The 4,076-nt window shown below is 73.9% G+C and carries 6 protein-coding genes; 2 read left to right on the top strand and 4 right to left on the bottom strand.

Annotated elements, in window-relative coordinates; genetic code table 11:
• Positions 1–86: 86 nt before the first annotated feature.
• Complete coding sequence (locus ACZ6NC_RS34130) at positions 87–293, top strand: hypothetical protein (protein WP_465737744.1); 207 nt, start codon at positions 87–89, stop codon at positions 291–293.
• A gap of 177 nt (positions 294–470) precedes the next feature.
• Here the strand turns inward: ACZ6NC_RS34130 and ACZ6NC_RS34135 are convergent, their stop codons facing one another.
• A complete protein-coding gene (locus ACZ6NC_RS34135; RefSeq protein ID WP_465737745.1) occupies positions 471–626 on the bottom strand; it encodes a hypothetical protein in 156 nt (51 codons plus the stop codon).
• A gap of 208 nt (positions 627–834) precedes the next feature.
• Here ACZ6NC_RS34135 and ACZ6NC_RS34140 point away from each other — a divergent pair, with 208 nt between their 5' ends.
• Positions 835–1,146 carry a hypothetical protein gene (locus tag ACZ6NC_RS34140; RefSeq protein WP_465737746.1) on the top strand — a complete coding sequence of 104 codons (312 nt, stop codon included), beginning with the start codon at positions 835–837 and terminating at the stop codon, positions 1,144–1,146.
• A gap of 203 nt (positions 1,147–1,349) precedes the next feature.
• Here ACZ6NC_RS34140 and ACZ6NC_RS34145 read toward each other — a convergent pair whose 3' ends face one another.
• From ACZ6NC_RS34145 to ACZ6NC_RS34155, 3 genes are all read right to left on the bottom strand, one after another.
• On the bottom strand, positions 1,350–1,751 hold the full coding sequence (locus ACZ6NC_RS34145) for a pyridoxamine 5'-phosphate oxidase family protein (RefSeq protein WP_465737747.1): 402 nt from the start codon (positions 1,749–1,751) through the stop codon (positions 1,350–1,352).
• Positions 1,752–1,877: 126 nt separating this feature from the next.
• Positions 1,878–2,519 (bottom strand): MBL fold metallo-hydrolase, encoded by a 642-nt coding sequence (locus ACZ6NC_RS34150; RefSeq protein WP_465737748.1) that lies wholly within the window; start codon positions 2,517–2,519, stop codon positions 1,878–1,880.
• Complete coding sequence (locus tag ACZ6NC_RS34155; RefSeq protein ID WP_465737749.1) at positions 2,516–3,601, bottom strand: S-(hydroxymethyl)mycothiol dehydrogenase; 1,086 nt, start codon at positions 3,599–3,601, stop codon at positions 2,516–2,518. Before ACZ6NC_RS34155 ends, ACZ6NC_RS34150 begins: the two co-directional genes overlap by 4 nt.
• Positions 3,602–4,076 lie beyond the last annotated feature (475 nt).

The following is a 4,076-nucleotide window of genomic DNA, read 5'->3' on the forward strand; positions in this document are numbered from 1 at the left end:
TCCCCCCCCCCCCCCCCCCCCCCCCCCCCCCCCCCCCCCCCCCCCCCCCCCCCCGGCACCGGGTGCGCACGACCTGGCGTGGCGTCATGCCGAGAACTCCCCGGCGCCGTACCGCCGACTCCCCTACCGCCGCCACCCGTACCGCCGACTCCCGGGCCCCCGTCCACCGGGCGGCCGCCACCGGGACCCGGGCCTACCTCGGTGCCTTCTTCGACCGGCACCTGCTCGGCCGCCCGGCCCCGCTGCTGAACCACCCCCCGGCGACCTACCCGGAGGCGACCTTCATGAAGTAGCCCGAGCATTCGTCCGGTTCGGCCCGCTCCGGCCCGGGACCGGGAGCACCGTCACCGGCCCACGGCGGCGAGGCCGGGGCGTGTGCCGGCAGCAGCCCCGGCACCCGCGCCGGGCCACGCTCCCACAGTGGCAGCACCTCGACCCCCCGCAGACCGCCGGCTCTCGCCGGGTCGGTCTCAGACATCGGAGCCCGTCTCCGCCGCCCGCCGGTCGGCCATCAGCGAGCTCTCCAGGCGGGCCAGCAACACCCGGAACCTTTCCGTGTCCTGCTCCGTCATCCGCCCCTCGGACAGCACCCGCACGCTCTGCACCTCGGTCGTTCCCTCGTTCATGTCCCCGACGTTAGGCGTCGCCGATCAACACCTGATAAACAAGGAGCCGCTGGTCGACCGCACCGCCGGGGCCGAGCGGAATGCACCGGCCCATGACCGAGCCGCCCATGACCGAGCCACATTCACCCGGACACCTTTCGCCGGGAACGCATCCAGTGGAACGCATCCAGTGGGACAGGCCCGCCGAGACAGGAGTCAGGAGTACGGTGTGCGCTTCCTACTGAACCGTCATGCCAGGAAGGAGACCGAGAGCCTGCGGGAGGTCACCTCGGACCGGAAGGTCTACGTCTCGAACTCGGTGGCGGCCGGAGAGCCCGTCGTGAGTATCTGCCGCGACCGGGACGGTTCGTGGCAGTTCTTCTCCGAGCGGGACAAGGCCGGCCCGGACGGCCCGGTCATCCTGCATTTCGGCCATGTCCCCGGCCTCGCCCACCTGCAGACCGCCCCCGCCCTCAGAAAGGGCTACTGGGCGCTCCACTCCCCCGACGGCACCTGGGAGATCGTCAAGGACGGCGGCTGACGGACGGCGAACCCACCGACCCGGGGACCGACCCACGAAGCCGCCGCCCGATTCGACGAGGAGGCGCCGGCCGCGCCGGTCATGGCGATCGCCTCCGTCAGCGCCTGGAACCGGGTCACCGTGGCCACCCGCCGGCCGGCTCGGCTCCTTCCGTTGACGGTCACCAGCCCGCAGGCAGGGGCGCGGCCCCGACCGCCCCCGCCCTACGCGCGGCCGAGCACCCGGTCGACGGTGATCTCGATGACCACCCGGTCCGGGTTCACCCGCGGCTCGCGGTACCGCTCGGTGTACCGGCGGACGGCCTCGGCCACCGCCTCCGGCTCGTCCCGCACCACGGCGACGCCCTCCAGCGTCGACCAGCGGGCCCGGTCCACCTGGCAGACCGCCACCCGCATGCCGGCCGGGCCTGCCGCGAGGACGTTGCGGACCTTGCGGCTGGTCCGGCTGCTGATCACCCGCGCGGTCGCGGTCTCCGGCTGGTACGTCACCCCGACCGGCACCACGTGCGGCGAACCGTCCGGCCGCCGCGTGGTCAGCGTGGAGATGTGCCGCTCCTGCCAGAAGGCGAGGAACGCTTCGTCGAGTTCGCGTGGATCATGGGCCATGCCCGCGATCGTACGACGCCCGGCCCGGTGCGGAGGCACCGGGCCGGGCGGGGTCTGGGTCGGGCGGCGTCTGGGCCGGGCAAGGGCCGGGTCAGGCCGGGTCGGGCGTCCGAGGGCGTCGCGCCGTCAGTGGCCGCGCGCGATCCACTCCGGCAGCGCAGGGGCCTCGGCGCCGATGGTGGTGGGGTCGCCATGGCCGGTGCGGACCACCGTCTCCGGCGGGAGGGAGAGCAGCCGGTCCCGGATCGAGTCGATGATCGTCGGGAAGTGCGAGAACGACCGGCCGGTGGCCCCGGGGCCGCCCTGGAAGAGGGTGTCCCCGGTGAAGACCGTCCCCAGCCCGGGCGCGTGGAGGCAGACCGCGCCCGGCGCGTGGCCGGGGGTGTGCAGCACGGTCAGCGCGGTGCCCGCCACCTCGATCCGCTGCCCGTCGGCGAGCTCGCCGTCCGGCAGCCGGTCGGGGTGGGTGAGCTTCCAGAGCGGAAGGTCGTCCGGGTGCAGCAGGATCGGCGCGCCGGTGCGGGCGGCGAGCGCCGGGGCCGCGTCGATGTGGTCGTTGTGCGCGTGGGTGGAGACGATCGCCACCAGCCGGCGCCCACCGAGCGCCGCCTCGATGGCCTCGGCGTCGTGAGCCGCGTCGATCACCAGGGCCTCGGTGTCGTCGCCGACGATCCAGACGTTGTTCTCGACCTCCCAGCTGCCGCCGTCGAGGTCGAAGGTGCCGGCGGTGACCAGCCGGTCGATCCGGGCGGTGGTCCGCTCGCTCACAGGACCACCACCGAGCGGAGCACGTCACCCTCGTGCATGCGCGTGAACGCCTGCTCCACGGCGTCGAGTTCGATGGTCTCGGTGACGAAGGCCCCGAGGTCCAGGCGGCCCTGGAGGTAGAGGTCGATCAGCATCGGGAAGTCCCGCGAGGGCAGGCAGTCGCCGTACCAGGAGGACTTCAGCGCGCCGCCGCGGCCGAACACGTCGAGCAGCGGCAGTTCCAGCCTCATCTCCGGCGTCGGCACGCCGACCAGGACGACGGTGCCGGCCAGGTCGCGGGCGTAGAACGCCTGCTGGTACGTCTCCGGACGGCCGACCGCCTCCACGACCACGTCCGCGCCGTGGCCGCCGGTCAGCTCCCGGATCGCCTCGACCGGGTCGGTGGTACGGGAGTTGACGGTGTGGGTGGCGCCAAGCTTCTGGGCGGTGGCGAGCTTGCGGTCGTCGATGTCCACCGCGATGATCTTCGCCGCGCCGGCCAGCCGCGAGCCGAGGACGGCCGCGCCGCCGACGCCGCCGCAGCCGATCACCGCGACCGAGTCGCCACGGCCAACGTTGCCGGTGTTGATCGCGGCACCGATGCCCGCCATCACACCGCAGCCCAGCAGGCCCGCGACGGCCGGCTCGGCCGCAGGGTCGACCTTGGTGCACTGGCCGGCCGCGACCAGCGTCTTCTCCGCGAACGCGCCGATGCCCAGGGCCGGCGACAGCTCGGTTCCGTCCAGCAGGGTCATCTTCTGCTTGGCATTGTGGGTGTTGAAACAGTACTGCGGACGCCCGCGCTTGCAGGCGCGGCACTGGCCACAGACCGCACGCCAGTTGAGGATCACGAAGTCACCGGGCTCGACCTCGGTCACCCCGGCGCCGACCGACTCCACGATGCCCGCCGCCTCGTGGCCCAGCAGGAACGGGAACTCGTCGTTGATGCCGCCCTCCCGGTAGTGGAGGTCGGTGTGGCAGACACCGCAGGCCTGGATCCGGACCACCGCCTCGCCCGGCCCCGGGTCGGGCACGACGATCGTCGTGACCTCCACGGGCGCGCCCTTGGCACGCGCGATGACTGCCTTGACCTGCTGGGCCATCCGATTCCACCTCCGTCGGCCGATGCGGCTCTGCACCGGCATGACCTGCTCAAACGACTTGCCCACGAAGCGTATCGTCCGCGCCGGTCCGTGCCCGGCGAACGGCTCCGGCGAACGGCCCCGGGTGATCCGGCTCACCCGCTCCGCCCGCCCCACCCGACCCCACCCGACCCGGCGGGGCCACCGGGCCGGCTGACGGCCAGCCTGGGGCGCGCGGCCGCTGCCGAGCGCCCGTCATCACCCCCTCGACCACCCGGCGTTGGCTGGAATCGTTGCTGACTGTCGCGTGCCGCCCACGTACGGTCGTACCGAACCCGACCCGTCCGACCCACCCGTCCCGCCGGCTCCGCCCCTGCACCTGCACACGCCCCGCCCGAGACCGTTCCGCGCCGTCCCCGCGCACCTCCCCGGATCCGGAAGAAAGGGGGGGGGGGGGGGGGGGGGGGGGGGGGGGGGGGGGGGGGGGGGGGGGGGG

Source organism: Kitasatospora sp. NPDC041988 (assembly GCF_055588525.1).

What these genes read in the sequence shown, in the direction of transcription:
- ACZ6NC_RS34130 (WP_465737744.1), top strand. Translation starts at nt 87, where the DNA reads ATGCCGAGAACTCCCCGGCGCCGTACCGCCGACTCCCCTACCGCCGCC.
- ACZ6NC_RS34135 (WP_465737745.1), bottom strand. Translation starts at nt 626, where the DNA reads ATGAACGAGGGAACGACCGAGGTGCAGAGCGTGCGGGTGCTGTCCGAG.
- ACZ6NC_RS34145 (WP_465737747.1), bottom strand. Translation starts at nt 1,751, where the DNA reads ATGGCCCATGATCCACGCGAACTCGACGAAGCGTTCCTCGCCTTCTGG.
- ACZ6NC_RS34155 (WP_465737749.1), bottom strand. Translation starts at nt 3,601, where the DNA reads ATGGCCCAGCAGGTCAAGGCAGTCATCGCGCGTGCCAAGGGCGCGCCC.